Below are 24,864 nucleotides of genomic sequence, written 5' to 3'. Positions count from 1 at the left end.
CTACCGCCTCACTGCCATCGTCAACACACCAACTCCTGCGAGTACTGCGAACCCCATCGCGTAGAAAGCCCACGTGGCGGTGACTTCCTTCTTGACGTCCTCGTAGCCCACCGAGGAGTGCACGTCCTGGTACACCTTGTCGAGCCGGGGAGCCGAGTCAGCCTCCCAGCTCTGCCCTCGCGACGACGAGGCGATCTGCTTCATGACCTGCGTGTCGGGAGCGACTCGTTCCCGACGCCCGTCCAGGTCGACATAGCCGGTCTGGGTGCCGAAGGCGATGGTGTAGATCGGAACCTTCGCCCTACCAGCCTTGGTCGCTAGGGGGACCGGGTCCGGCCCATGGTTGTTGCCCCCGTCGGAGAGCAGGACGATCGCTGCCGGGGCGGGGGTACCATCCTCGGACTTGGGAGCCTGCCTGATGGAGTCCATGCTCTCGATGATGGTGTCGCCCAAGGCCGTGCCGTCGCTGGGTTCGATGTTGTCGATCGCGCGTCGCACGACGGCCCGGTCCTTGCTGGGAGGCACGAGCACGGTCGGGCTGCCCGACACACGCACGACGGAGACGTTGAATCCCTCGGGCATGGTGTCGATGAATCTGGTGGCAGCCTGCTTGGCGGCGTCCATCCGAGTGGGGTCGACGTCCTTGGCCCCCATGGATCGGGAGGCGTCGATGGCCACGACGATGGTGGCCCGCTCCCGTGGAACCTTCTCGATCCCCAATGGTCGGCACCAGGCAACGATGGCGGCTGCCAAGGCCAGCAGTGACATGGCCACCGAGAAATGTCGTTTCCACTGCGGTTGGCCCCGCATGACGGCAGCAACCATTCCTGCATTGGGGGTGCGTACCGGGGAGCTGGCGGATCTGCGCAACGCCACCAGGTAAAAGGCGAGCAGCGCAGGAACGGCGAGCAGGGCCCACAGATGGTGCGGTGATCTCAACTCGGGCAGGCCCAGGACCATGCTTGGCAGGGTCTTCGGCAGGATCGTCAAGGTCTGTGCCGTCATGGGTTCATCACCTGGCCGGTGTTGTGCAGCACGGGTGCCACCCTGCGGTAGCCGATGACGAATCGGGCGATGTCGCGCACCCAGTCGGAGTCGGTACGCAGCTGGACGTGGGCGGCTCCGGAACGTCGAATGGCTGCCGCGACCCGGCGGCGTTGGGTTGCAGCTGCCTCGTTCATGCGCATCCGGGCCTGTTCGTCGGAGGTGTCGACGAGCTGTGCGGCCGATGTCTCCGGATCCGCGATGAGTACCTCGCCCATGTTGGGGAAATTGATCTCTGCCGGGTCGACGATCTCCATGCACACCACTTGATTGCGACTGGCCAGGCGGCGCAGCGCCCGTTCCCACTCGGTGGGCACGGCAGGGTCGAGTTCAAGATCTCCCGGGGTGACGAAGTCGGAGACGACGATACGCATGCCCCGACGCCGCTCCACCCGGAGCACATGCTCAATACCCTCTGACAAGGGCATTGACGGCGATGAACTGTCCGGGACGATGGGCTCGGTGAGCATGGAACGCAACAGCGCGTACAAGGCGGTACGTCCGGATCGGGCCGGGAACCGTCGTACCGAGTCGTGTCGCATGATGATCCCGCCGAACCGGTCACCCATCTTCTGGGTGAGGAACCCCATGGTGGCGATCCCTGCGATGCCAAGGTCGCGTTTGGTCATGGTTCGGGTGCCCCAGTTCATCGAGGCGGTGGCGTCGAGCAGGGCCCACACCTCGAGTTCCCGATCGGCAATGGTGTCGCGCACGTGCGGCTCGGTGGTACGAGCAGTGACGGCCCAGTCCATTCGCCGTACATCGTCCAGGCCAGGCTGGTAGGGACGCGCATCACTGGTCTCGGTGCCCACCGCAGGAATGAGTCCGCGATGGTCGCCATGCAGGAAGCCCTCCAGTCGACGCACGATACTCAGTTCCAGGCGCTGCAGTGCAGCTTCGGGGGCCAGCTGGTGCAGGGCCACCGATGCCCCGGTCGGCTGATGGACAATGGTGTCGACCACCCCGTCCGTCGTACTCGTTCGGCGTCGATTCGTGGTAGCCATGGCCACCTCAGTTGTCGTAGGACGCGTCGTAGCGATGCTGCTGGTGGGACGTCTCGCGTTGCTGCCTGTTCCACACCGGGGTGGGCGGGGGAACCATGGCGAGGATGCGATCGATCACCTGAGCCGGGGCGATGTTGTCGGCCACTGCGTCGAAGGAGAGCATGATGCGGTGTGCCATGACGTCCTTGGCAATGGCCTGGACGTCGGTGGGTAGGACGTAGTCACGGCCGTGGATGAGGGCCAGGGCGCGGGAGGCGGCCACCAGTCCCAGGGTGGCACGCGGGGAACACCCGATCTGGATGACGGGTTCCAGGTCGGGCATGTCGAAATCACCGGGGCTCCGGGTGGCCAGGACGAGACGCACGATGTACTCGGCAACCAGGTTGTGGACGAAGACGTCGGAGGCCATGTCCTGCAGCTCGATGATCGTGTCGGTGGTGAGTACCTGGGTGGGCTGGGGAGCCTTGACGCTCATACGCCGCAGGATCTCGAACTCCTCGTTGCCCCGCGGGTAGGGCACGTCGACCTTGAGCAGGAACCGGTCTCGCTGAGCCTCGGGCAGTGGGTAGACGCCCTCGGACTCCACTGGGTTCTGAGTGGCGATGACGCTGAAAGGTTTGCGGGCCGGGAAGGTTCTCCCGGCGATGGACACCTGTTTCTCCGCCATGAGCTCGAGCATCGCCGACTGCACCTTGGCAGGGGCACGGTTGATCTCGTCGGCCAGGACGAAGTTGACGAAGACCGGGCCAAGTTCGATGTCGAACTGCTCGCGTGATGCGGAGTAGATCCTGGTGCCGATGATGTCGGAGGGCACGAGGTCGGGGGTGAACTGCACACGGGCGAAGTCCCCGCCCAGGACCGTTGCGAACGAGCGTACTGCCAGGGTCTTGGCCACACCGGGCACGCCTTCGAGCAGAATGTGTCCCTTGGCGAGCACCCCCACCATGAGCTGTTCGACCATGTGCTCCTGACCGACGATGACCCTCTGCACCTGTCCGATCGCCTCGCCGAGCAGGCGGGCGGCTTCGGCATTGCTCATCGAGGCGTTCGCATTCCCGGTGCCGATGTTCTGGCCACCGGAAATCTCGAAGGGCGCTCGACCACCATGCTGGTCTGCCGGGTTCGTCGACGGTGTGCTCACAAAATCTCCTGCCTGAATCGTCGTTCCCACCTGCGAGGACGCCGACCTGGATGGCCTGCCGAAGCAACGATACCTGCACTGGAAAAGGTATCCAGTCGTGTGCGGCTGGGAACGATTTCGCCGATGTGGTGAGATAGACGACGATGTCTACCACACCACCAGCAGATGCTCCCCAGCCTGCACCGCTGCTCCCCCAGGATCCCCCCAAGGTGGGAGAGTTCTGGCTCGATGCCCGGGCTGCGGATTCTGCTGCCGGTGTGGCATATCTTGCCCACCGGAGCACCCAGCGGGTGATCCTCGTCATGTTGTGTGCGGGGGCGGCATCCGATGGCGGCGCCCGGGACCGCCTGGCCGGCCAGGTGAACCTGTTGCCGGCACGCATGGTCCTTGCCCGTGGCGGGCAGGGGCAGGACTCCGGACGGTTGGGGCATCTCTTCCAGGAAGTCGCGGATTACCCCGCCCCCGTCGACCAGACCCCACCAGCACCGTGGGTGGCGCTGGTGGACGACGAAACCCCCTACGCACTCCAGGAGGCCCGACGAATCCTCGGCGAGGTGGAGTTGGCCCACATCAGTCAGCTCGGGAGGGTGGCCGGCCCCTCCTTCCAGGTGCACTGGGCGAAGGATCGTGCCCCGGGGACCTCTCGGTCATGGCCGCTTCCCTGGCCCGGACGTCATGACCAAGCCGGCTGGTCGACGACAGTGGTGGCCTGGCTGCTCACCCTCGTCATTGCTGGGTTGGGGCTGCTCATCGCCGTTCTGCTGTTCCAGAACGTTCCGCCAACTCCCCCACCGCCGCCGGTTCCCACATCTCCTCCACCACCCCCCACATCGAACAGTTCCAGCTCGCCGACGTCCTCGCCATCGAGTTCGCAGCAGTCGCCGTCGTCCGGTGGCAGTGGTTCCTCCTCACCGAGTCCGCAACCCAGTGATGCGCAGAGCTCACGACCGGAATCGAGTTCCTCCCCCAGCGAGGGGCCGGCCTCCCCAACCCCCACCTCCAGTGGTGAGCCACACGACGGACGGCCCAGCGCGTCCGGCAGCCCCGACGATCACCCCAATGGAAGGCTCTGATGACCTCTCTCACGCTTGTCGCCACTGACTTGGACCACACCTTCCTGGGAGCCGATCAGCGGCCCTCGGAGCTCAACACCCACTCCGTGTTCGCCGCCGCCGAGCATGGGGCAGCCGTCGTCTTCGCCACCGGACGACCACTGCGTTGGCTCGATCTGTTGGAGGTCTTCACCGACGTCAACCCGACGGTGATCGCCTCCAATGGTGCTGTCACCTACGATCTGCGCAATCATCGGGTGATCTCGGACACCCCATTTCCCATCGACGTCATCACGGACGTGGTGAACGACATTGCCTCTGAGCTGCCCGAGGCCAAGTTCAGCCTCGAGGAGGCACAGAGATGCTGCGTGGAACCGGGATTCGATCGGGTGGACCACGGCCGGCCCGTCACCCATCAGGGGCCGATACGCGAGTTCCTCACGCCAGATTCACGGCCGGTGAAGATGCTGGTACGCGCCTTCGGCATCCCCACCGAGGAGCTCTTCGAGATCGTGGACGGTCTCGTCGACGGCAGGGTGTCCACCACATTCTCGGTGCAGCTGGACGACGGTCTCGTCGAGCTCGCCCCGATCGGGGTGTCCAAGGGGGCAGCCCTGAGCGCTACGGCCGAGCAGCTCGGTGTCGATCTGGCTGACGCTGCTGCCTTCGGCGACATGCCCAACGATCTGTCGATGCTGCGACTGGTGGGCCACCCGTTCGTCGTGTCCAATGCACACCGCCGCGTCCTGCAGGAGGGCTTCCCCGTCATCGGACACCACGACACCTCAGCGGTGGGACATGCGATCCTCGATCTGCTCAATGGACGACAACCCGCTACAGTGTCCTGAGACACACAAGACCTTCGAGGCAGCCCACTGCCTTGGGGATGTCGGGGGCGTTAGCTCAGCAGGTCAGAGCAGGGGACTCATAATCCCTGGGTCGCGGGTTCGAGCCCCGCACGCCCCACCACATACCGCGATTCGGTCGGCACGAGCTGCGATGTGGTTGGCACGGGCCCGGCGCCTGTCCCTTTGCGACAGTCATCACCGTGGATCCCTCCGAAAGGATCACGTCCACCAGCCCCCAAGGATTGAGACGTGGTGTGACCTCCCATGCCATGCAGCTGCAAAGACAGCATGAGACGTGTTGGGCTGTAGACCCTCGACCAAGCCACGCCGGTGGTTGTTGAGTTTTCCACGGTCTATACTGGGGCGCAGGAAAAAACGGAGTTGGAATCTGCGTGATAGCCAACACGACCCCCGGTGGGATGTCCAGCCTTGTGCGGACCGATGCCGGGGGATTCCTCATATCTGGACGGTGACGGTGTGGCCATCGTGTGCGTCGCCTGCCTTGCCCTTGGTCGCGGCGAGGCGGCTGGGGTGCGTGGCTGCGGTAGCTGTGGGGCTGTCGGCCTGCCATGGCGGCAGGGCGGCTGACGGATTGTCGCGGGGCGGTGGCCCGCTCTGGATGCCGAGGTTGGCCAGGAACGGAGCGCGTCGAGGTTGGCTTACCCCCACATGCGCCGTAGTGCTCGAAAAACCCAGGCCGTCATGGAATCCTGTGGTGAATGTCTGGTGGCCGATGTGCGTCCTCGTCGGTGAGGACGGTGTCGCTGACGCTGTCTTCCTCTCGGCCCTCAGCAGAGCGATGGCCTTCCGCTTGCGTGCGGCCGCGTGCGTGCTCCAGTGCCTTGCGGGCGTGGCACTCTTCCCTTGCACCTTTTCTCACATGCGTTACGCTCCAGCCTCGCCATCCAAACGAACCTGGACTGTGACCGAATCCTCATCGGGTCCGTCCTCATTCCAAGCAGCAATGATCCCGCGGGCCTCGTCTGCGACCTGACCCAATTCCGCTGCCTGCCCGACAACCCCCGAGGGCCGGAATCTCGAACACCCAGAAATTCGCCTCAGCCGAGACCTCACGATGGGTGACCACTTCATAGGTCGTCCCACTTTCCACGGTCGTGTCCATCACTTCCACTCCTTCGGAGGTGAAGTAGCGAGTGAGGGCTTCCTGGATGATCCCCAACTCACTGCGCCCCTCAGCATGAGCCCGCTCGGCGAGCTGCCTGTTCAACCACACCGGTAGCCCATCAGACACCGCAAGACCCCAAGCACGCCGAGCAGCCGCAATACGCTCACCCGACCACCCCAGCTCGAAATCAGCAGCAGCCGCCTCATCATGGGTATCCATGTCCGTCATCATAGGCTCCCCTCAGATCACATCGGTGCAGCGCTTACGTGCAGACATCGCATGAAACACGATTACCGGAAATGAAGAAGCAGGAGCGGAATGAGGCATGGGTGGAGTGTCTTGTTCTGGTTGTCGTCTGCAACGTGTTCTCCAGGCGATGTCGCGTGCGTATCCTGTTGTGTGCGTCAGTGGTTCACCCGACGAATGCGTTGAAACACGGGTCAAGTGTGGAGCTGGTTCGACAGGCGTATGAGACGGGTTCGGGTGGTGCTCGGGTACGTCGGGGTGCTGAGGAGAGCGAGATGAGTGAGTTTGTTGCCGACAACGGTGTTCGTGTCACCGACGAGATGGTGCGGCAATGGGCACGTGAGGCCGAGTCGGGTTTTGAGGGCACGCAGGTCGAACTGTTCGAGGGCCGAGACTGGGAGGAAGTGGAGACTGAACCCCTGGAACCTCGCACGATCCGAGTGAGTACCAGCGTGTGAAGGATGATCGAACAGGATGCGTCCCGGCAAGGCATGACCGTATCCGCATGGACAGCACTCACCCGCGAAGCCACCCAGACCCGCAAAGCCAGCTGAGGATCCAAGAACCGGGGGCTCTTGGAGTCGTTCTGAGGCCGTGATTTCCGTAGACGTGCTCCCTGACTGCTTGTGGTAGGGGGACGCGGGACGTCGAGCGTTCGGTGATTGCGGTCGGTACCGAGTCGGGGCTTGATGTGGTGGGTGTCGAGGGTGGCCAGGACACGGAGCGCGTCGAGGTTGGCCTCCACGCGCGCCGTGGTGCCTGAGGGGGCCAGATCGTCCTGCGAGCCCGGGGTGAATGTCAGCTGGCCGGAATCGCGTCCTCGCCCAGCAGCTCCCTGCAGCGGGCGACGAGTCTCTCGTGTTCCTTTTCCTTGTTGGCCATTTTCTCCTGTGCGTCGTACTTTCGTCCGATCAGTGACCAGTACAGGTCGTACATGTCCTCGTCCTCCTCCGGGTCGGGTTCTTCCTCGATCCACGGCAGGAGGTAGTAGTTGACCCCCGTCGACCACCATTCCGCTGCCTCGCGATCGTCCATCAGATCGTCGCTGTCGTCCTCCATCAGGTCGGCTGGTGGACGACACATCTCGACGATCACCTGCCCGCGGGCTGCGTTCGTCGCCTGCTGGATCCGTCCTGCCTTGGCCATCGTCGATTCCCCTGGCTTGTCCGGGCCCTGCATCGCTGCTGCCAGTTGGCTCTCCTGTTCCTGGGCTCGCTCCCCCAGTCTCGAAAAGAACGTCCTGGGGTCCCGAAGCATCCCGAATGCTGTCGGGGCGTATTCCTGCCATGCTTCCCAGGTGATCCGCGCCAGTTGAGTCAGCGCCTCCATGTCGTCGGGCGCCTCCTGCCAACCTTGTTGTGTCCCGTTGGTTTCCGTCATGGGGGTCTCCTCTGTCTGGGCGGGTTCTGGTTCCTGGGCCCACCAGTCCTCCGGGGTTGGCTGCCACATGTTGTCGTCATGGCTGTGCCGCATGATCCGATGCTAAAGCGGGGGTGAGACACTCCCGAGACGCGATGAGGTCTCCCCTCACTGGCGAGGGCGTCGAGACCGTTCCACATATGACCCACCATGACGCTGAAGTGGAGCAACACTGGTAGTCACATGGCGCTGGGAGGAACTGAGCCCAGGCCAACACGGTATTCTTGTCGCCCTATCCTCGCCCTTGACCTCCAGGAGAACCGATGCCTGGCACGAATCAGCAGCCGTGGGACACCCGCCCCCATCCCCAACCCGGCAGCCTCCCTGCCTCCCAGCAGCCATCCGGTTCACCTGAGCCGGACCCACATCGGCCACCTCGGATGAAGGCGTGGGTGGGGATTGCAGTCCTCGTCATCCTCTTCGGATGGCCGTTCCTGGCCGGCAGGACGTCCTTGGGGCTCATCCTGTGCGCTCTGTTCCTGCTGGGCTCGACCCTGTGGCACCTGGCCTTCGGGCACTCCTGGATCACGCCACTGTTCGACGCCACTCGCAAGCAGTCGTTGTGGGGTCTGCTCGTCTCCTTCGTCCTGCTTGTCACCGGCGGGGCCATCGCCCCGGCCGACGAGTCGGAGTCGACCGCTCCACAGACATCCCCATCCGCGTCGTCCCCGGCTGGGGATGCCGAGGACCCAATCGCCACACCGAAGCCACATGCCGTGGACAGGCCGAGTGCCACCTCTCATCCCAGTGTCTCTGCGCACCCTTCGACAAGCTCATCGGCCTCCCCGAGGCCACGTGCCACGACGTCCGGAACCACCGCTGGCAGCGCACTGGAGATGCTTGCCACCCTGCCGGTGAAAGGGCGAGCGCCGAAGACGGGGTACTCCCGCCAGCAGTTTGGGGACGCCTGGCTGGACGTCGACCGCAATGGGTGTGACACGCGCAACGACATTCTGCGCCGAGACCTCGTCAACAAGACGTACAAGTCCGGAACCGGCGAGTGTGTCGTCGCCTCCGGAGATCTCCCCGATCCCTACACCGGGCGAGTGATTACCTTTCACCGCGGGCAGAAAACCTCGTCGGCAGTGCAGATCGACCATGTCATCGCCCTGTCGAATGCCTGGCAGACTGGCGCCCAGAAGATCCCGCTGCAGCAGCGGGTGGCCCTAGCCAACGACCCGCTCAACCTCCTGGCAGTCGACGGCCCGGCCAATCAACAGAAGTCCGATGCGGACGCCGCAACCTGGCTACCGGCGAACACGTCGTTCCGTTGCGCCTATGTGGCTCGTCAGGTGGGTGTGAAGAAGAAGTACCAGCTGTGGGTGACGCTGGCGGAGAAGGATGCCATGACCCGGGTATTGCACGGCTGCCCGAACCAGTCCGTGCCCAACGCGGTGAGCGCACCCATCGTCAAGGTTCCGGCGGGGATGGCGAAGGCCCCTGCCACCAAGCCCAGGACGTCCAAGCCCAAGACACCCCGGAACAGGACGACTCCAAAGACACGCCACACCACCAAACCCAGGCCAGCCAGTGGCGGCGCGTACTACGCAAGGTGCAAGGACGCCTGGGCTGCAGGAGCAGCCCCACTCCACCGCGGTGAGCCCGGGTACCGAACCGAGCTGGACCGTGACGGGGATGGAATCGCCTGCGAAAAACCGCCCCGCTGATGGAGTGGGTGGGCCCACTCGTCATGACACCCCCGACAGGGCCATGTGTCGCCCCCACGGGGGCACCACCCGTTCATGGGTAGTGCCCCGAAAGAACGGCCATCTGTGCAGAATCGCTGTCCCAACCACACGTGCTCCCCCACCAGACGACGCCGGCCGGGAAACCGCACCCAGGTGATCGTCGAGACCCCCATGTCCGGGAAGTCCCGACGACCATTCACGAGGACCCGTCGGAGGTGACGCATCCGCTACAGTCGATCCACCCAGGTGCGGTGAATCGTGAGATCCTCGTTCTGCTCAGGGTGAAACGCCAATGCCGTGATCCGACCCTGCTGGACGCCGACCACACTGCCATCACTCATGGTCGCGATGGCCTGGACGGCGGGCCCGAGTTCCACCACTCGAGGCGCGCGAATGAAGGTGGCCGGCACTGATCCGTATCCCTTGACGTCGAGGGTGGTCTCGAAGGAGTCCACCTGGCTTCCGAACGCATTGCGTCCCACGACGACGTCGAGTACCCCGAGGGTCTGCTGGCCGACAGCGGCGTCTCGAACCTCTCGTGCGCAGTAGATGAGTCCGGCACAGGTCGCCAAGGTGGGCAGACCACCGGCGATCGCGTCACGCAACGGCTGGTCGAGGTGGAATGCACGCGCCAGCTTGTCGAACACCGTCGACTCCCCGCCGGGCAGGATGATTCCGTCCAACCCGTCAAGATCGGCTGGTCGCCGCACCTTCCTCACCTGCACATCGAGTTGCCGAAGCTTGGCGGCGTGCTCGTCCACTCCTCCTTGCAGGGCAAGGATGCCGACCCTCACCATCCGCGTTCGGCGAGTCGGTGGGGCGCGGGCACGTCGGCGACGTTGATGCCAACCATGGCCTCTCCCAGGCAGCGGGACACGTCGGCGATGGCCTGGGGATCGTCGAACATCGTCGTGGCATTGACGATCGCCGCAGCACGTTTGGCAGGATTTCCGGACTTGAAGATGCCCGATCCTACGAAGACGCCCTCGGCTCCCATCTGCATGACGAGCGCGGCGTCCGCCGGGGTGGCGACTCCACCGGCGACGAACATGACGACTGGTAGCTTGCCGGTGTGGGCCACCTCGGCGACGAGATCGTAGGGGGCCTGGAGTTCCTTGGCTGCGACGTAGAGTTCGTCGTCGTCCATGCTGGTGAGTTTGTTGATCTGGCCGCGGATGGTGCGTAGGTGCTTGACGGCCTCGGAGACGTCCCCGGTGCCCGCTTCCCCCTTGGACCGGATCATGGCTGCACCCTCGGTGATGCGCCGCAGGGCCTCGCCCAGGTTGGTCGCACCGCACACGAAGGGGACGTCGAATTCCCACTTGTTGATGTGATTGGCGTAGTCAGCCGGGCTGAGCACCTCGGACTCGTCGATGTAGTCCACCTTGAGTGCCTGCAGCACCTGTGCCTCGACGAAGTGGCCGATGCGGGCCTTGGCCATCACCGGGATGGACACGGCGTCCTTGATGGCCTCGATGAGCTCGGGGTCGCTCATCCGTGCCACGCCGCCCTGGGCGCGAATGTCTGCAGGCACGCGCTCCAGGGCCATGACGGCCGACGCCCCGGAATCCTCGGCGATCCTCGCCTGGTCGGGGGTGACGACGTCCATGATGACGCCTCCCTTGAGCATGTCGGCGAGTCCTCGCTTGACTCGGGTCGTGCCGGTGTGTGAGGTCCGAACCTCTGTGTTCTCAGTCATGGGCTCCATCCAAGCCGGGCAAGTGGTCCATCACAAGATCCACATCACACGAGTTGCAATGGACCACTTTTGGGGAGTTCACTGAGTGAGGTCCAGTTCTCGCCCCATTTCCCAGGAGGTGCCCGTGCGATATTTCCTAGGAGGTTCCCGTGCGATCGGATCTCGTCGTCGATCTGCCCGTGACGCTGGATCGCACCGATGACACTGCGCTCCCCCAACAGCTGGCCCAGCAGATCCGCGCTCTCATCGGACGTGGGGTGCTCAATCCCGGCGATCAGCTTCCCAGCGGACGCGCTCTGGCCGGCGAACTGTCGGTGGCCCGTGGCACGGTCGTCACCGCCTACGAGGAGCTGTGCGCCGAGGGATATCTGGTCGCCCGTCACGGTTCTGGGACGATGGTCAATCCGAACCTTGCCCATCTGCACCCGCAGGGAACCACCACCCCACTACGCACCCCGGTGCGTCACAGTCGTCTCGTCGAACTGACCCCGGGCGTCCCCGACACCTCCGACCTGGCCGATCCGTCCTGGCGCGCGGCATGGCGGCAGGCCGCAGCCCATCCAGGAATCACCAACTCCGATCCGCTGGGGCTGCCAGAATTGCGCTGGCAGATTTGCGAGCACCTGCGTCAGATGCGCAGTCTGGTGTGTGACCCGGGCCAGGTCGTCGTCACGTCTGGAGCCCGGGAAGGTCTTGCCCTGCTACTGCATGTTGCACGGGGTTCCCGGCAGACCATCGGTGTCGAGTCGCCGGGATACCCGAGCCTGCGCAAGGTGCCGCCCGCGCTGGGGCATCGCACCGTCAACCTGCCCACCGACGAGCACGGTCTGCTCACCGATGAGTTGCCGGAGCAGGGGCTGGACGCCGTCCTGGTGACCCCAGGGCACCAGTACCCCGATGGCGGGAGCCTGTCGACACCACGTCGAGTCGAGTTGGCCGCCTGGGCAGCACGTACCCACAGCTGGATCATCGAGGACGACTTCGACTCCGAGCTGCGTCACGTCGGCCAACCGCTTCCAGCCCTGGCAACCCTGCAGCCCTCCCACACCGTCCTGTTGGGAACGTTCTCCTCGGTGATGACGTCGGCCCTGGCCTGCGGATACCTCATCGTCCCGCCCCGTCTCGTCCCGGTGATTCGAGATCATCGGCGGGCCACCGGTCAGCCGGTCGGAGCCCTGGTGCAACATGCCCTGGCCAGTTATCTGGAGACCGGGGCACTGCGGCGGCGAACCCAACGGCTACGCCAGGTGTATCGCCGTCGCCGTCAACTCGTCATCGACACCTTGGCAGACGTCGACGGCACCGAACTCCTGCCGATCAATGGCGGGTTGCACGCGGTACTCGTCATCGATCCCACCGGTCATGCCGCCGCTCGTGGGCCAGCGGATTCGCATGCAACCAGTGCAGAGCTGGAGACCTCCCTGGTGCGTTCCTGCGCTGCCCATGGGATCGGGGTACGTGCCCTGTCCCGGTACTGGGGTGGCGAAGGCGCCAAGCATGGCATCGTCCTGGGGTTCGGCAGGTTGAGCGACGAGGTCCTCGCCGCTGCCCTGGAGCAGGTGGCGAGGATCATTCGCACGAAGCGATGAGATGTGTCCCCATCACTCCGACGTCGTACCCACACGTCGGGCGATCTCGTCGAGGAATGCGGCAACTCCTTCCGGGCCATCACAGAGGATGTCTGCGCGGGAGGCGAGTTGTGGCTGCTCGGCGGAGTACGACACCACACGAGCTCCCGATCCGCCGTGCCGGATCCATTCGTCGACGGCGCCGAAGGCCGGCACGTCCCCCAGGTCGTCGCCGCACATGACGATGATCCTGGCATGCGTCTGCTCCTGCAGTTCGCGCAAGGCATCATCCTTGCCGATGCTCTCGGCCTTGAGCTCGATGACCTCGCGACCTTCCTCGGCGTGCAGATCGTGCTGGTCGGCCACCTCGTGACACAGTGGGGCGAAGATACGCCATGCCGCCCTGCTGTCGCGTGCCCGCCGGGTGTGAACCGCAACGGCACGCCCCTTGTCCTCGACATGTGTACCAGCGAGCCGGGAGTCGGCCACGCACATCTGATCGATGCGCTCTGTGAGTTCGGACACCGCTCGACGCACCTGTGGCGGGTCGTCCGGAACGATCAGTTTCCCACTGGCTACGTCGTAGCGTTCCACCCCGTACTGGCCCAGGACGACGAGATGATGCAGCTGAGGATCGGTGTCGAGTCCAGCCATCTCGCGCACGGCCTGCACCGGGCGTCCGGTGATGATCGCGCAGCCGCCCAGCGCTGCTCCAATGTGGCCGATGGCGTCTCGACTCGCCGGGAGAATACGGCTCTGGGTGGGATCGGAGACGATGGGCGCCAGCGTCCCGTCAAAGTCCATGGCAAGCAGGGTGGTCTGCGGTTCGGCAGCGATCGCATCCACGACGTCCTGACCGGCACTGGTCGTGGCGACCCACGAGCGCGGTCCGAGCCGCACCCCGTCCGGCAAGGTGATGACGTCCGCGGACTCAGCTGAACGCAAATGTTGTGCATCATCCATGCCTTCATCGTCACACACGGAGCAACACACCGTTGATATCCTTCACACAAAGGAGGAGATTCTCATGACCTCTACATCAGATGACCTGGCGACATTCATCGTCGTCGCCAACAGACTCCCAGTGGACCGTGTTGTCAATGAGGACGGAAGCATCGACTGGACGACGTCACCTGGTGGCCTCGTCACGGCACTTGAACCCGTCATGCAGCGCAAGGGTGGTGCGTGGATCGGTTGGCACGGTGCCCCGGACGAAACCGTCGAGCCCTTCCACCACGAGGGGTACGACATCGTCCCAATACCGTTGAGCGCCCAGGAAGTCACCGAGTACTACGAGGGCTTCTCCAACGCGAGCCTGTGGCCGCTCTACCACGACTGTGTCGTCGATCCCGAGTTCCACCGTGAGTGGTGGGACTCCTATCGCACGGTCAACACCCGATTCGCCGAGGAGGTCGCCAAGCGGGCGGCGAAGAATGCCACGGTGTGGGTGCAGGACTACCAGCTGCAGCTGGTCCCCCGGATGCTGCGTGAGGCCCGCCCGGACCTCAAGATCGGTTTCTTCCTGCACATCCCCTTCCCGCCGATCGAGTTGTATCAGCACATCCCATGGCGTGGTGAGCTCGTCGACGGCCTGCTGGGCGCCGACCTCATCGGTTTCCAGACGCCGGGAGCGGCCCACAACTTCGCCCGGCTGGCCCATCACCGCGACGGTGTCACTGGCCCCGACGACTCAGACGACATCGCCACCCTGTCCGATGGTCGCGTCGTGAAGATCAAGGACTTCCCCATCTCCATCGACGCCCGGGGATTCCACGAGCTGGCATCGTCTCCCCAGGTGCACCAGGAGGCCGAGGAGATGCGCACGGAACTCGGCAACCCGTCGACAATCATCTTCGGTGTGGATCGGCTGGACTACACCAAGGGTCTTCGGCAGCGCATTCGGGCCATCGGCGAACTCTTCGACGAGGGCAAACTCGACCAGGAAGACTGCGTCTTCCTGCAGCTGGCCACCCCGTCCCGGGAGCGAGTCGAGGAGTACAAGATCCTGCGCAACGACATCGACCTGCTGGTGGGCCGCATCAATTCGGCCTCCGATACCCTGGCCCGTCCCCGGATCGCCTACCGCCACACCTCGGTGCCGCGCAGCACCTTGGCGGCCATGTACCAGATTGCCGACATCATGATCGTCACCCCGTTGCGCGACGGGATGAACCTCGTCGCCAAGGAGTACCTGGCCTGCCGTGACGACGACAACTCCGCACTCATCCTCTCCGAGTTCGCCGGTGCCGCTCTGGAGCTTGACGAGGCATACATGGTCAACCCGTATGACATTGACGGCATGAAGACAACGATCATGAAGGCCATCAATGACTCCCCGCAGGCCCGCGCCCAGAAGATGCGTGCCATGCGACAGCAGGTCTTCGCCCACACGATTGACGACTGGGCAGATTCCTTCCTCACCGAGCTGGGTGAGTGATCATCCTGCCCATTTGAGCGCATGCCCAGGTGGGGGAAGCTGGTCCAATCATCCTCTGACAACTGAACGCAGCTGTGGGGCCCGTCGTTGACGAGCCCCACAGCTGCGTCATGGCTTTCAGCACCGCATCAGATGTCCAGACCATGCCAGCTCGGGAATCATGAGTTGGTTGGGGATGAATCGCACTGACGTGGCTGGATCCGATGATTTCCGATGACCTGGCAAAGGCTTTGGATGGCTTGGACATGATTGTCTGACGGAGCAGCTGACATGTCAGACCTGCCAACCGATTCGGGCAGCTGAGTTACCGGAAGGTGACCACCACTCCACCTAACTGACCAGTTGAGGAAACCTTGTCGTCATCCCCAGGTGGCACACTTGTCAATGTGACCGAAGAGTGCTGCATCGAGTTCACATCCAGCTCGCGACGTCACTGCCCGACCTACGTCAGTGACACCGCCGGTCGAGCACGCTCTCGGATCAGCCGCTGGAGCGTCTTCAAACGCATCGACCTGGGATTCTCCATTGCCGCAACTGCGGCGGTGCTCTGGTTGACCTGGGTGGTTCTGCGATCGAGTTTCGACACCCATCCGGCACACATTGCGAATCTGTTGATTTTCTGGCTGGTTCTCACCTATCTCGCGCTGCCGCGGATCCACCAGGTACTCACCTCGTTCTACGTCCCGGACTACTTCATCGGACGCACCCGTAATGGTGACGGGCTGCTCGGTGATCCGGTCAACCTGGCGCTTCTGGGTTCGCAGCAGCAGATCTGTGAGGTGATGACCCAAGCTGGTTGGTGCACTGCTGATCCGATCACTCCTCGCACGGCCTGGCACACCATTGCCGCAACGCTGGGACGTCACTCCTACCCCACTTCGCCGGTGTCGAACCTGTACCTCTTCGGCCGCGAACAGGATCTGGTCTTTCAGAAGGAGTCGGACGGCAATCCAGCCAACCGGCACCATGTGCGGTTCTGGCATGTGCCAGAAGGCTGGTGCCTGCCCGGTGGACACCACGTTGAATGGGTCGCCGCGGGGACCTTTGACCGCTCGGTCGGGTTGTCTGCATTCACCTGGCAGATCACGCACAAAATTGATGAGAACGTCGACACTGAACGCGACTACATCGTCGAGGACGTGCAGTGGGCATGCCCCGAGGCGCGGCACCGGGTCATCGAAGGTTTCTCGACCTCATACCGTTCGCGCAACGGTGGTGGCGACAACATCGTCACTGACGGTCATCTGCCAGTCATCGACCTGCGTGAGGTGCCCAGCCACACCACTCGGATGACGTCTGACACGCCAGCGACCGGCAGACCCCGTCCGGCCAGCTTGGTCTTTGGAGTGATACTTCCCTTGGTGTGGACGCTGTGCGCTGGGACGTCATGGATGTGGCATCACGTCGTGACCGGCGACACCTCCGGAGCGCAGTTGTCCTGGCTGCCATGGTTGGGCAGTGCGTCATTGCCCATTGCGTGGGTTCTGGGCACCGTGATGATGGGTGTCCTCATCTGCTCCGCAGTGGCGACGTGGCGCGGACATCCGCGCGGGCGAGTGATCTTCGAGGCAGCTCTCCTGGCACACATCATCATCACCGGCATGCAGATCGAGGCCAGCACCAGTCACACGATGACGTCGATGCTCACCATGATGTGCTCGGTACTGGCCCTGGTTGCCGTCACCTCCCAACGATCCAGACAGTGGAGCGCGCAGACGAAAGCAGCAGCGCTGAAACTGCAGGAATCCGAATCATGTAAGAGCGAGACGGCCGCACCGAGCAATCCGATGACGGCTACCACGCTGCCCTGCTGAGGACCTCATACATCTACCGAATCATGTGACCAAGCCCCCGAAGCTTTACCCCATTGTGCCAAGCTGTGTGAAACCGTTTCCTCGGTTGTGAACTCGGTGGTCCGAACGCACCAGAGGGGGGACCCATATGACGCAGAAGCCCCCGACACGCCACCTCCGACACCGCCAGTTCAGAGCGTTGCTGCAGGGCTTGGCCTTCTGAGATCTAAGGGCTGCGTGGCCCGGTGACGACGAACCAGAGTTGAATAAGAAATTCGGGGGCTGTCCTCGAGATCTGGTGACTCCAGTGTGACCTGATTTCGACCCGCCAAGCATTCGCACTGCTGTCAGGTACTTTATGGTGCAGGTTCTCATCCGCCTCGACCACCGGGTTGAGACCTTATTCCACTGCCGAATCCGCCACAAATCCTCTACAGATTTTGCGGCTACCAACGTTTAACCTAGTCAAACAGACATTAACAAGCTCCCCCGACTGGACTCGAACCAGTAACCCTCTGATTAACAGTCAGATGCTCTGCCAATTGAGCTACAGGGGATCAGCACTGCAAGCGCGAGACATCACTATAGACCCCTCCCTAGGCTCAATGCAAAACGAGGTCCATGAACATGCCTCTGCCCTTGTCATGACGCAGTTTTCAACGGCTCTCCCACCGTCCTTTGAGATCCTCGGAATGTTCCAGGACCAATTGTTTGGTTTCGGGGTCGCTCAGGTCGGCCTCCCCCACGGCCATGGCCGTCCACAGGATCGAGGGATCCCGTCGGCCCAGTGCTCCGGCGCGGCGGCGCCCAGCAACAACGACTCGCCCGCCGGGGACATCCACCCCCTCCTGACACAGGATGGTGGCGTTGACCTGACTCTGGAAAACCCCGGGGATGTCGCCAGGTTGATCCATGATGATCCTGACTTCACTCTGGTCGAGAACCATCCACCACAGCGCCGACTTCTCCTTGTGCCAGCCACCACGGATGATCTCGTGCCAGGCCACCGCCCCAGGCTCAGCCTGCTCGGGCACGACGACCAGCCCTTCCTCAACGGCAATGACGGTGACCGGGCCGTCCATCCGACCGTGGCCCCACGCAAGCACCTTCACCATCGACTGGCCGAGAACCTGCCTGACCGCCGCCATGACGTCGTCGCCGGGGCGTGACTTCCTGAATAGTCCCATGGACCCATTGTGGCTCATGCCACCTCAGCCAGTCCTCGCCCCAGCTGGGTGCGCAGCCGCGAGTGTGCCTGCTTCTGAATGCGCCGCACAGATCGTTCCGAGCACCCCAACTGGCATGCCACCTGGTCCAGGCCCATGGGTGCTCCCTCGAAACCGTGCCGCAACCGCACCACCGACCGATGTGGCTCGGGGAGCGTCTCGACCAGTTTCCGGACGTCATCCAGTCCGTTGTCGGTGATGTCGTGAGTCATCATGCGCATGTCGGCGAACAACGCAATGCCCTCCAGTGGAACGTTCTTGTCGATCTGCCAGCGCTGCCGCACCCACTCCTTGGGACGGCCGAGTTCAGCCGCCACTTCGGCGACGGTTGCTGCGTGGCCACGCAGCGTCGACAAATTCTCCGCCGTCCTGGCGACGACCATCTCGGTACGTCGACGCCACATGGTGCGACTCGTGCCGTCGCACAGGGATTCCTCGGAGACGTATCGGCGTATCCACGTCCATGCCAGCGTGGAGAACCTGGTGCCCCGACTCGGATCGTAGCGACGGATCGCCTCGGCGAGTCCGATGCAGCCAGCCCCGACAAGATCGTCCAGACTTGTCCTTCCTCGTGCATGCGGTCTGGCCATGGACCACACCATGGGCAGAAAGAGGGTCCACACCTGAACAGTTGCCTGCTGACCCTCGGCAATGATGACGGCCAACTCCTCGGAGCTGGCATCCGTGTCCAGATGTCCGTCGACAGCAGCTTGGGCGATGACGCCCAGTTCGATGGCAGCAAAAAGACGCTGCTCCCGTTCTCGGGACTGGTTCTCGGTCCGAAGCGGATCGTGGATGGGGGTGATGCTCATGGCCCAATCCTGCGAAACCCTCCTGGGAACGGACCAGTGGTTCTCGACAACTGTGGACAACTTTCTGGTTGTCCACACCCGTTGATCGTGCAGTTGCCAAAATGAATCATGTAAGCAGGAACACGAGCTGACGCGTTTCTCGAGAGGCGAAGGGAGAACACATCACCGTGCCGCTGCAACCACACTCACCCCCAGATCGACCGCTGCAACGTCATATGCATCGATTCACGCATGGCGTGGAGCCATGAAGCAGCTGACAGCGTCAGTCCTCATTCCACGGCGCTGCGGCCTGTGCTGCGATGAGTTCCTTGCGTAGGGACTCCAAGGTCACCAGATCGGCAAACATGGCGTTGTAGGCCTTGGGATCCTGTTGCGGGTTGGTGCGCTGCAAGCGTGACTTCAGGTTTGCGATGTCGTCGACGACTGAGAGCAGACGCACCCGTGCCGCATAGGCTCGTGCATAGAAGGCTGTCGGATCATCGTGCAGAACAGCCTCCACGAGCAGGGAGACGATGAGCTGTTTGACGACGTCGTCGTGGGTGGCTTCCTGGATGCGCTGTTGCCAACCGTCACCTGGCTGTGTCGTGCGGACGAGGTCGAAAACGGTGCGGTAGGTGGGATGTCGGAAATCCTCCGGCTCCACCAGCGCCCACTGGGCGTCGAAGAGTTGCGGGTACTGCAGCATGAGCTTGAGCAGTCCCCGTTCGGCCATGAGCTTGGGATCGCGCGGATCTGGCCACGGAGTGGACGGGACCGACTCACCCGCCCCGGTGGCTTCGACCAGCGACTCATCCGAATCGACTGTTCGTGGCGAGACGGGGGAACCGGTGGGAGCACCTGCACCCTGACCATCGATCACCCGTAATGCGGGTGCTCCTCCCCCGCGGGACGCGAAGGGTCTCACATCACCATCTGGATGTCGCTGGGCCCCGCCATGCAGACCGGTCGGGGCCTGTCCTTGGTACGTGCCGTAGCCGTGCGTGCCCTCACCGCGAGTGGTTCCGTAGTGCCCTGCCGATCCTCGTGGGTTTGCTGGGGCTCCACCTGAGCTGCCACCATGCGGGTGCCGACGGGCAGCCACCACTTCACGACGCACGTCGTCGACGTCCATGCCGATGATCTGGGCAAGTTCGCGGGTGAACTCGCTGACCAGTGCGGCGTCGCGAATACTCGTCACCAGTGGTGCTGCAGCCCGTGCCGCGGCGAGTCGCCCGTCAGCCCGATCGAGATCGAACCTGTCGACGGTGTTCTCCATGACGAATCGGTACAACGGCACCCGTCGTGCCACGAGCTCCCGAACTGCCGCGTCCCCCTCCTGCATGCGCAGGTCGCACGGATCCAACCCGTTGGGTTCGACGGCCACATAGGTCTGGCTGGTGAACTCCTCGTCATCCCGGTACGCCTTGAGCGCTGCCGATCGACCGGCCGCATCGCCGTCAAAGGTGAAGATCACCTCACCATTGAGGGCACCGCGATTGCCCATGAGCCGCTGCACCAGGTGCGCATGCTCCGGACCAAATGCCGTACCACACGACGCCACGGCGGTGTCGATCCCGGCGACGTGCATGGCCATGACGTCGGTGTAGCCCTCCACGACGACGACTTGGTTCTTCTTGCCGATGTTGGTACGGGCCAGGTCGAGCCCGTAGAGAACATGGGACTTCTTGTAGACCGGGGTCTCAGGGGTGTTGACGTACTTCGCCGGCATGCGGTCGTCGCCCCACACCCGCCTGGCACCGAATCCCAGCACCGACGCCGCGGAGTCCTTGATCGGCCAGAGCACTCGTCCCTGGAAGAAGTCCCATCCCGAGTCGCGGACCAGCCCCGAGGTCACCAGCACCTGGGGCGTGAATCCCTGGGCGAGCAGATGATCCCGCAGGACATGGCCGCCCTTGGGGGCATACCCCATGCCGAAGTACTCCGCATGCTCGCGGGTGAATCCGCGTCCGGTGACGAAATCGCGTGCGATGGCTCCCTCGTCGGAGAGCATCTGGCGGCGGAAGAACTCGGCTGCTGCATCATTGGCAGCCAGAATCTGGCTACGCATCCCCGGCGGGGTGGACGGGGTGCCGTCGTCAATGATCCTCAGCTGCACGCCGGTGCGGTCTGCAAGACGTTGGACCGCCTCGACAAAGGTGAGGTTCTCGATGAGCTGAAGAAAGGTGATGGTGTCGCCGCCGGTCTGGCAGCCGAAGCAGTAGAACAGGCCGCGCGACGGCGTCACCTGGAAACTTGGCGTCCGCTCGTCGTGGAACGGGCACAGCCCCTTGAGTGAGCCGCCCCCAGCATTGCGCAGTTGCACATAGTCCCGGACGACCTCGTCGATCCGAGCCCGTTCGCGGACCAGAGCAATGTCTTCCTCATTGATCCGTCCAGCCATGTGTCGATCCTATTCACTCATCTGAGAGACTGACAGTTGTGTCAATCAATCCAACATGGCAGTTAGCACTGAGTCTCGTCCTACTCGTCGCACTCACCGTGGCCTTCTCGGCGTGGGGACGGTTGGGAATCGGCAAGGCCTCGGTGTGGGCAGCAGCACGCGCCATCATCCAGCTGGGTGTGGTCTCGATGGTGCTGGTCTACGCCCTCAAGCATCTGTGGGCTGCCGCACTGTTCACGTTGCTCATGTTTGCCGTGGCAGTACGCACGACGGCCAAGAGGACCGAGATCGGAAGGGCCTGGCCCTGGGCGGCAGCCGCGATGGCCTGTGGCACCCTTCCAGTGCTGCTCATCGTCTTCGGGACGGGTTGCTCACCGTTCACGGCAGCTTCCCTCATCCCGCTGGCCGGAATCATCATTGGCAACATGATGAACGGTCACACCCTGGCCGGACGGCGACTGTTCCCCACCCTGCGTGACAATTTCGGCACCTACGAGGCGGCCCTGTCGATGGGCGTGCTGCGCCCTGAGGCGATCCGAATGGTGACCCAACGTTCGGTGGCCGAAGCCATCATCCCGACCGTCGACAACACCCGCACCGTGGGGCTGGTGACCCTGCCAGGAGCCTTCGTCGGTGTGCTGCTGGGTGGCGGGTCGGCTCTGCAGGCCGGTGCCTCCCAGATGCTCGTCCTGCTGGGAATCCTCGCCGGGCAGGCCGTGACGATCGTCGTGGCCCACCGATTCATGATGCAGGGCCGTCTGCTGCCGAGCGACCTCAAGGAGAAACTGCACGACTGAGGCGTCAGTACCCGCGTCCCAGCCCCTTGGGCACGCGCGCCTTGTCCCAGCCCAGATGGATCTGTGCCTGATCGAAGGCGAAGGAGTCCGTCATACCGGCGACGTAGGCGACGACTTGATGCACCCGGTCCGTCGGCCGAGCCAGAAACTCCTGCGGCACCAGGTCGAGATGCTCCAGGTAGTACTCGACGAGCTGCTGCAACACCTTGACGACGACCTCGGCCTGGGCCAGGGACTCCTCACGGGTGTAGATCCTCATGTAGTTGAAGGAACGCAACTTGGCCAATGACTGCGCAGTCTGGGGATCCATTCCGACTCCTCCGGTACGGCATGTGGTGGCGATGACCGAGCGAATGAATCGGGACAGCTGGGTTCGCCGATCCTCCCCCGCCACCTCGCGCACCTCTTGGGGCAGGTCGTCAACGGTGACGATTCCCGCATGGATGGCGTCCTCCAAGTCGTGGGCACAGTAGGCGATCCGGTCGGAGAACGACACGATCTCACCCTCCACGGTGAGTGGTGTGGGGCGTGACCAAGAGTGGTTGCGAATCCCGTCCAGGGTCTCGGCACACAGGTTGAGCGGTTCCAGGCTGACGTCGGAGCCCCATGGCCCGTGATCGAATCCCTCGGGGAGAAAGGCGTCGAAGGCCTGTTCGGAGGCATGCCCACCAGGGCCGTGGCCGCAGTCGTGCCCCAATGCCATCGCATCGGCGAGGGTGACGTTGGCGCCGATTCCGGCAGCAATGGATCGTGCCACCTGCGCCACCTCGAGAGCATGGGTGAGTCGGGTGCGCTGGTGATCCGTGGGGTGGACGACAACCTGGGTCTTGCCGGCCAGGCGTCGAAACGCCGTCGAGTGGACGATACGGTCCCGGTCGCGTTCGAAACAGGTGCGTTCCGGATCCGGCTCCTCCGGACGAGCTCGGTGCCCGGCACCACTGGCCAGGGTCGCGCCCGGGCGCAGCATCTCGCGCTCCCGCTCCTCACGCTGCAGGCGCCCCACGATGTCACCGGCAGCGATACGTGGTCCGGCGTCACGATGGGAGTGGATGACACCGCCCGTACCGTGTCCAGCCATCGTGGTGGCCCACTGACGAGCGCGATCGGAGATCTCAGGCATGGTTCCATCTTCGCACGGTCACTGGCACCTGCAGCGGACGGTAGGTCACGAGACGGCAGGGCTGGAAGCGATCAGGTACCTGCCCCCAAGTTCACGTACTTGCTCCCAGGGCAGTCATGAGCGTGTTCAGCCCCCACACAACGCTCCGCCGCAGCCGGGGAGGGCCGGGGGCACATCAACAGGCGAAGTCGGCACGATGCCGCACTGCCCCCCGCACACACTCACTCGGCGTCATCGGCAGGTCAGCCGCCGGAGATGCCCAACTCGGCCTCGGAGAGGTCGTGATCGTCCAAGGTGCGCGAGTCCAGCCAACCCATCGGCATGACGACCTTGCGCCGCGGGGTGCCTTGTCGCCCCCGTGCCTTGCCCAGTTCCTTGACGGGGAATGGGGCGTCATGATCGAGCGAGGAAAGCAGCTCGTCGAGCTCGTCAAAATTGGATATCTTTCCCAGTGCATGACGAGTTTCCCCACCCACCGGAAAGCCTTTGAAGTACCAGGCCATGTGTTTGCGCATGTCGACCAGACCGTGCATTCCCTGGTATTTCACAAGCAGTTCGGCATGCCGACGAACCATCTCACACACCTCTCCCAGGGTGGGCAGGGTCTGGGTCTGGCATCCGCAGAAGGCGTCTGCAAGGTCTCGGAACAGCCACGGACGGCCCAGGCAGCCGCGTCCGACCTCCACCCCGGCGCATCCGGTCTGTTCCACCATGTCAACGGCGTCACGGGCTTCCCAGATGTCACCATTGCCGATCACCGGGATGTTCACGGCACTGACGAGCTCGGCGATGGCCTGCCAGTGCGAGTGACCGGAATAGGCCTCGGCAACACTGCGAGCATGCAGACACACGGCGGCGGCGCCAGCATCCTCGGCAGCCTTGGCGGAGTCGATGAAGGTGACATGGTCGTCGTCGATGCCGATACGCGTCTTGACACTCACCGGTACGTCGAACTCGTCGGCGGCCTGCACCACAGCAGCGACGACGGAGCGGAATCGATCCCGTTTCCAGGGCAGTACACCCCCACCGCCCTTGCGCGTCACCTTGGGTACCGGGCATCCGAAATTGAGGTCGACGTGATCGACGTGATACTCGGTACACAGAATACGGGTGGCATCGGCCATCATCTGTGGATCCACACCGTACAATTGCACGGAACGAATCTTCTCGTTGTCGGCGAAGGCCAGCATGTCCTTGGTTTTGTGGTCGCCGTACACCAGACCGCGCGAGGTGATCATCTCGCACACGTACAGCCCTGCCCCCTGCTCGGCGCACAGTTGACGGAAGGCAGCATTCGTCACCCCTGCCATCGGGGCCAGGACGACCGGGACGCGCGCCGTCACACACCCACCGGAGGGGGCGCGCAGTGTCAGGGGGGCAACATTCACCCGCGCAACGATACGTCGCGCAGACGACAGCTCCCAAAAAGACTGTGGGCACCGCCGAAGCGGTGCCCACAGTGCG

At 63.7% G+C, this 24,864-nt stretch carries 18 protein-coding genes, 2 tRNA genes and 4 pseudogenes; 9 read left to right on the top strand and 15 right to left on the bottom strand.

Going from position 1 to position 24,864, the window contains the following annotated elements:
- From ACP8JZ_RS03620 to ACP8JZ_RS03610, 3 genes are read right to left on the bottom strand one after another with little or no spacing between them, the layout of a single operon-like run.
- The gene (locus tag ACP8JZ_RS03620) at window positions 1-969 is read right to left on the bottom strand and encodes a VWA domain-containing protein (protein ID WP_152332812.1); all 969 of its coding nucleotides are present in this window, start codon (window positions 967-969) and stop codon (window positions 1-3) included.
- A gap of 32 nt (window positions 970-1,001) precedes the next feature.
- Window positions 1,002-2,006 (bottom strand): DUF58 domain-containing protein, encoded by a 1,005-nt coding sequence (locus tag ACP8JZ_RS03615; RefSeq protein ID WP_323458600.1) that lies wholly within the window; start codon window positions 2,004-2,006, stop codon window positions 1,002-1,004.
- Between the two features lie 49 nt (window positions 2,007-2,055).
- Window positions 2,056-3,087: an AAA family ATPase gene (locus tag ACP8JZ_RS03610; RefSeq protein ID WP_081659052.1), complete on the bottom strand. Its 1,032-nt coding sequence runs from the start codon at window positions 3,085-3,087 to the stop codon at window positions 2,056-2,058.
- Between the two features lie 245 nt (window positions 3,088-3,332).
- Between ACP8JZ_RS03610 and ACP8JZ_RS03605 the strand changes: the two genes are divergently transcribed.
- From ACP8JZ_RS03605 to ACP8JZ_RS03595, 3 genes are all read left to right on the top strand, one after another.
- Window positions 3,333-4,262, top strand: a complete 930-nt coding sequence (locus tag ACP8JZ_RS03605) for a hypothetical protein (protein ID WP_484482710.1) — start codon at window positions 3,333-3,335, stop codon at window positions 4,260-4,262.
- Entirely contained in the window at window positions 4,262-5,089 is an 828-nt protein-coding gene (locus tag ACP8JZ_RS03600) for an HAD-IIB family hydrolase (RefSeq protein ID WP_484482709.1), read from the top strand. Before ACP8JZ_RS03605 ends, ACP8JZ_RS03600 begins: the two co-directional genes overlap by 1 nt.
- 44 nt (window positions 5,090-5,133) lie before the next feature.
- Window positions 5,134-5,210: transfer RNA gene (locus ACP8JZ_RS03595), tRNA-Ile, on the top strand.
- A 653-nt stretch (window positions 5,211-5,863) separates the two neighbouring features.
- Here the strand turns inward: ACP8JZ_RS03595 and ACP8JZ_RS03590 are convergent.
- Window positions 5,864-6,212, bottom strand: a pseudogene (locus ACP8JZ_RS03590) (XRE family transcriptional regulator); the annotation flags it as partial.
- 569 nt (window positions 6,213-6,781) lie between these two features.
- Here ACP8JZ_RS03590 and ACP8JZ_RS03585 point away from each other — a divergent pair.
- Window positions 6,782-7,015: pseudogene (locus ACP8JZ_RS03585) on the top strand (hypothetical protein).
- A gap of 244 nt (window positions 7,016-7,259) precedes the next feature.
- Here ACP8JZ_RS03585 and ACP8JZ_RS03580 read toward each other — a convergent pair.
- Window positions 7,260-7,934: a hypothetical protein gene (locus ACP8JZ_RS03580; protein ID WP_484482708.1), complete on the bottom strand. Its 675-nt coding sequence runs from the start codon at window positions 7,932-7,934 to the stop codon at window positions 7,260-7,262.
- 338 nt (window positions 7,935-8,272) lie between these two features.
- On the opposite strand from ACP8JZ_RS03580, the gene ACP8JZ_RS03575 reads away from it, so the two are divergent.
- On the top strand, window positions 8,273-9,547 hold the full coding sequence (locus tag ACP8JZ_RS03575) for a GmrSD restriction endonuclease domain-containing protein (protein ID WP_484482707.1): 1,275 nt from the start codon (window positions 8,273-8,275) through the stop codon (window positions 9,545-9,547).
- Between the two features lie 248 nt (window positions 9,548-9,795).
- Here ACP8JZ_RS03575 and pdxT read toward each other — a convergent pair whose 3' ends face one another.
- On the bottom strand, window positions 9,796-10,365 hold the full coding sequence (pdxT, locus tag ACP8JZ_RS03570) for a pyridoxal 5'-phosphate synthase glutaminase subunit PdxT (RefSeq protein ID WP_484482706.1): 570 nt from the start codon (window positions 10,363-10,365) through the stop codon (window positions 9,796-9,798).
- Entirely contained in the window at window positions 10,359-11,198 is an 840-nt protein-coding gene (gene pdxS, locus ACP8JZ_RS03565) for a pyridoxal 5'-phosphate synthase lyase subunit PdxS (RefSeq protein WP_484482796.1), read from the bottom strand. The genes pdxT and pdxS overlap by 7 nt, the downstream gene beginning before the upstream one ends.
- A 218-nt stretch (window positions 11,199-11,416) precedes the next feature.
- Here pdxS and pdxR point away from each other — a divergent pair, with 218 nt between their 5' ends.
- Window positions 11,417-12,856, top strand: a complete 1,440-nt coding sequence (gene pdxR / locus ACP8JZ_RS03560) for a MocR-like pyridoxine biosynthesis transcription factor PdxR (protein ID WP_484482705.1) — start codon at window positions 11,417-11,419, stop codon at window positions 12,854-12,856.
- 12 nt (window positions 12,857-12,868) lie between these two features.
- Here the strand turns inward: pdxR and otsB are convergent, their stop codons facing one another.
- Window positions 12,869-13,798, bottom strand: a complete 930-nt coding sequence (otsB, locus tag ACP8JZ_RS03555; RefSeq protein WP_484482704.1) for a trehalose-phosphatase — start codon at window positions 13,796-13,798, stop codon at window positions 12,869-12,871.
- A gap of 64 nt (window positions 13,799-13,862) precedes the next feature.
- Between otsB and ACP8JZ_RS03550 the strand changes: the two genes are divergently transcribed.
- Together ACP8JZ_RS03550 and ACP8JZ_RS03545 are read left to right on the top strand one after the other, a co-directional pair.
- A complete protein-coding gene (locus ACP8JZ_RS03550) occupies window positions 13,863-15,272 on the top strand; it encodes an alpha,alpha-trehalose-phosphate synthase (UDP-forming) (protein ID WP_323459071.1) in 1,410 nt (469 codons plus the stop codon).
- A gap of 386 nt (window positions 15,273-15,658) precedes the next feature.
- Window positions 15,659-17,086, top strand: coding sequence for an LssY C-terminal domain-containing protein (locus tag ACP8JZ_RS03545; RefSeq protein ID WP_484482703.1), 1,428 nt, complete (start codon window positions 15,659-15,661; stop codon window positions 17,084-17,086).
- Between the two features lie 463 nt (window positions 17,087-17,549).
- Here ACP8JZ_RS03545 and ACP8JZ_RS03540 read toward each other — a convergent pair.
- The 5 genes and pseudogenes from ACP8JZ_RS03540 to dnaG all read right to left on the bottom strand — a co-directional run.
- Window positions 17,550-17,622: transfer RNA gene (locus ACP8JZ_RS03540), tRNA-Asn, on the bottom strand.
- A 99-nt stretch (window positions 17,623-17,721) separates the two neighbouring features.
- Window positions 17,722-18,252 (bottom strand): hypothetical protein, encoded by a 531-nt coding sequence (locus tag ACP8JZ_RS03535; protein WP_036977020.1) that lies wholly within the window; start codon window positions 18,250-18,252, stop codon window positions 17,722-17,724.
- Window positions 18,253-18,266: 14 nt separating this feature from the next.
- Window positions 18,267-19,103 carry a sigma-70 family RNA polymerase sigma factor gene (locus ACP8JZ_RS03530; protein WP_484482702.1) on the bottom strand — a complete coding sequence of 279 codons (837 nt, stop codon included), beginning with the start codon at window positions 19,101-19,103 and terminating at the stop codon, window positions 18,267-18,269.
- Between the two features lie 262 nt (window positions 19,104-19,365).
- Window positions 19,366-19,845: pseudogene (locus ACP8JZ_RS03525) on the bottom strand (DNA primase); the annotation flags it as partial.
- A 324-nt stretch (window positions 19,846-20,169) separates the two neighbouring features.
- Window positions 20,170-21,483 (bottom strand): annotated as a pseudogene (gene dnaG, locus ACP8JZ_RS03520) (DNA primase); the annotation flags it as partial.
- Window positions 21,484-21,521: 38 nt separating this feature from the next.
- On the opposite strand from dnaG, the gene ACP8JZ_RS03515 reads away from it, so the two are divergent.
- Window positions 21,522-22,280, top strand: a complete 759-nt coding sequence (locus ACP8JZ_RS03515) for an ABC transporter permease (RefSeq protein WP_484482701.1) — start codon at window positions 21,522-21,524, stop codon at window positions 22,278-22,280.
- A gap of 4 nt (window positions 22,281-22,284) precedes the next feature.
- Here the strand turns inward: ACP8JZ_RS03515 and ACP8JZ_RS03510 are convergent, their stop codons facing one another.
- Window positions 22,285-23,400, bottom strand: a complete 1,116-nt coding sequence (locus ACP8JZ_RS03510) for an HD domain-containing protein (protein ID WP_484482700.1) — start codon at window positions 23,398-23,400, stop codon at window positions 22,285-22,287.
- A gap of 242 nt (window positions 23,401-23,642) precedes the next feature.
- Entirely contained in the window at window positions 23,643-24,743 is a 1,101-nt protein-coding gene (dusB, locus tag ACP8JZ_RS03505; protein ID WP_316327184.1) for a tRNA dihydrouridine synthase DusB, read from the bottom strand.
- Window positions 24,744-24,864: the final 121 nt, after the last annotated feature.

The sequence above is a fragment of the Cutibacterium sp. LaCa_286 genome, assembly GCF_057198075.1.
Note: the sequence above shows the minus strand (reverse complement) of the source record. Positions and strands in the feature narration are given on the sequence as shown.

Bases quoted from the DNA above. Each gene is read 5' to 3' on its own strand.
- pdxT (WP_484482706.1), bottom strand. From the start codon at position 10,365: ATGGTGAGGGTCGGCATCCTTGCCCTGCAAGGAGGAGTGGACGAGCAC.
- ACP8JZ_RS03530 (WP_484482702.1), bottom strand. From the start codon at position 19,103: ATGAGCATCACCCCCATCCACGATCCGCTTCGGACCGAGAACCAGTCC.
- ACP8JZ_RS03510 (WP_484482700.1), bottom strand. From the start codon at position 23,400: ATGCCTGAGATCTCCGATCGCGCTCGTCAGTGGGCCACCACGATGGCT.
- pdxS (WP_484482796.1), bottom strand. From the start codon at position 11,198: ATGCTCAAGGGAGGCGTCATCATGGACGTCGTCACCCCCGACCAGGCG.
- ACP8JZ_RS03605 (WP_484482710.1), top strand. From the start codon at position 3,333: ATGTCTACCACACCACCAGCAGATGCTCCCCAGCCTGCACCGCTGCTC.
- otsB (WP_484482704.1), bottom strand. From the start codon at position 13,798: ATGGATGATGCACAACATTTGCGTTCAGCTGAGTCCGCGGACGTCATC.
- ACP8JZ_RS03610 (WP_081659052.1), bottom strand. From the start codon at position 3,087: ATGAGCAATGCCGAAGCCGCCCGCCTGCTCGGCGAGGCGATCGGACAG.
- ACP8JZ_RS03535 (WP_036977020.1), bottom strand. From the start codon at position 18,252: ATGGGACTATTCAGGAAGTCACGCCCCGGCGACGACGTCATGGCGGCG.
- ACP8JZ_RS03550 (WP_323459071.1), top strand. From the start codon at position 13,863: ATGACCTCTACATCAGATGACCTGGCGACATTCATCGTCGTCGCCAAC.
- ACP8JZ_RS03600 (WP_484482709.1), top strand. From the start codon at position 4,262: ATGACCTCTCTCACGCTTGTCGCCACTGACTTGGACCACACCTTCCTG.
- ACP8JZ_RS03580 (WP_484482708.1), bottom strand. From the start codon at position 7,934: ATGCGGCACAGCCATGACGACAACATGTGGCAGCCAACCCCGGAGGAC.